Source organism: Pseudokineococcus marinus, assembly GCF_013004605.1.
GTDB lineage: Bacteria > Actinomycetota > Actinomycetes > Actinomycetales > Quadrisphaeraceae > Pseudokineococcus > Pseudokineococcus marinus.
The window spans coordinates 1-1,925 of record NZ_JABEMA010000434.1; the positions used below are offsets into that span (position 1 = coordinate 1).

The 1,925-nt window shown below is 81.4% G+C and carries 2 protein-coding genes; one reads left to right on the forward strand and one right to left on the reverse strand.

Annotated features, from left to right (window positions below):
* On the reverse strand, positions 1-1,174 hold a 1,174-nt coding region (locus tag HLB09_RS16315; RefSeq protein ID WP_171204358.1), incomplete at its 3' end, for an AbrB family transcriptional regulator.
* Positions 1,175-1,261: 87 nt separating this feature from the next.
* On the opposite strand from HLB09_RS16315, the gene HLB09_RS16320 reads away from it, so the two are divergent.
* Positions 1,262-1,925, forward strand: a 664-nt coding sequence (locus HLB09_RS16320; protein WP_322790234.1) for a thiamine pyrophosphate-binding protein, incomplete at its 3' end; no start/stop codon positions are given.

Below are 1,925 nucleotides of genomic sequence, written 5' to 3' on the forward strand. Positions count from 1 at the left end.
CGCCTGCGGCGGGCCCACGCCCTCCTGGCGTCCGCCGCCGCGCCAGCCCGCGGCTGATGGCGGGCGCCGCCACGAGCATGACGAGCAGCCGGGCCACCTGGACGGCGAGGACGAAGGTCACGTCCGAGCCGGTGGACAGGGACGCCGCGAGGACGGCGTACAGCCCGCCCGGCGTCGTCGCGAGGTAGCCGTCGAGCAGGCTCGCGCCCGTCAGGGCCGAGAGCAGGAGGCCCAGCCCGGCGCACGCCGCGATGACGGCGACGATGAGGAGCAGCGCCGCGGGCAGCACCCGGCGGACGACGGCCACCGTCCCGCGCGTGAAGGACAGGCCGGCCTGCAGCCCGATGGCCCCGTAGGCCACCTGGACGAGCGCCCCGGGCACCTGCGCGCCGGCGGAGAGCCCGAGCCCGCCGACCACGGCCGCCAGCACGAGAGGGCCGAGGAGCGTGCCCGCCGGCACCCGGGACACCCGCCCCAGGAGGGTGCCGACCGGGCCGACGACGGCGACGAGCAGCAGCCCGGCCCACCAGGGCCCCTCCGCCGCGTCCACCGCCCCCCGCCCGGACCCGGTGCCGACGCCGGTCACGAGCAGCACGAGGGGGAGCGACCCCGTGATGACGAGGACGCGCAGGTACTGCACGACGGCGACGAGCCGCTGGTCCGCGCCCAGGTCGCCGGCGATGGCGACGAGGCCCGAGGCGCCGCCGGCCGTCAGGGCGAAGGTGCCGGTGAGCGGGTCGACGTCGCGGTGGCGGCCCAGCAGCAGGCCGGCCGCGAGGCTGACGACGAGCGTGAGCACCGTGACGACGAGGACGGGCAGCCAGTCGGCTGCCAGGCCCGTGAGGGTCTCCGGCTGCACCAGGGTCCCGATGAGCACCCCGAGGACCGCCTGCGCGGCCAGCGCGAGCGGCCGGGGCACCGCGCGGGGGCCTCGGGGGTCGTCGCCCGCGAGGCCCGTCAGGGCGGCCACGACGCCGACGACGAGGCCGGCGAAGAGGACGCCCGAGGGCACCCCCGCGAGCTCGAGCGCCCCGCCCGCCGCGGCCGTCAGCCCGGCGACGGCGGCCCAGCGCCACCAGGGGACCGCGCGGACGGCCCGGACCGCGCGCCGGGCGGCGCCCCCCCGACCGGGTGCACGGGGGGCGTCCCGCTCTCCCCCCGAGGCCGCTCGCACCCGCCGATGCTCGCAGCCCGCCGGGCCCGGGGCGTCCTCGGGCGGTCCCGGGCGGCACCGCGGTCTCCGAGCGCCCAGGATGGGGCGGTGCCCCACCCTGCCCAGACCTGCGCCGTCGCCGCCGTGGCCGCGCTCGTCTCCCGGGGCGTGCGGCACGTCGTCCTGTGCCCGGGCTCGCGCTCGGCGCCGCTGGCGTACGCGCTCGCCGACGCCGAGCGGGCGGGCGACCTCGTCGTCCACGTCCGCACCGACGAGCGGGCCGCCGCCTTCACGGCCCTGGGCGCCGGGCGGGCCACCGGCGTCCCCGCGGCCGTGGTGACGACGTCGGGCACGGCCGTCGCGAACCTCCACCCCGCGGTGCTGGAGGCCCACCACGGCGGCGTCCCCCTCCTCGTGCTGACGGCGGACCGCCCGCACGCGCTGCGGGGCACGTGGGCCAACCAGACGAGCGAGCTGCAGGCCGGGCTCTTCGGGGCGGCGGTGCGCCTGGCGGTGGACCTCCCCGCGCCGCCGCCGGGGGAGGACCTCGGCGCCGCCGCCGCCGCGTGGGCCCGCGCCGTGGCCGCCGCGGCCGACGCCGCCCGCGGCCTGCCCCCGCTGGGCGAGGACGGCGAGCCCGCGGGGCCGCCCGGGCGGCCGGGGCCGGCCCACGTCGACCTCGCCCTCGCCGACCCCCTCGTCCCCGAGGGCGACGCCCCGCGCCCGCCCGTGCCCTCGCGCCGCCTGGCCCCGCCGCCGCGCGGCGGCGAGG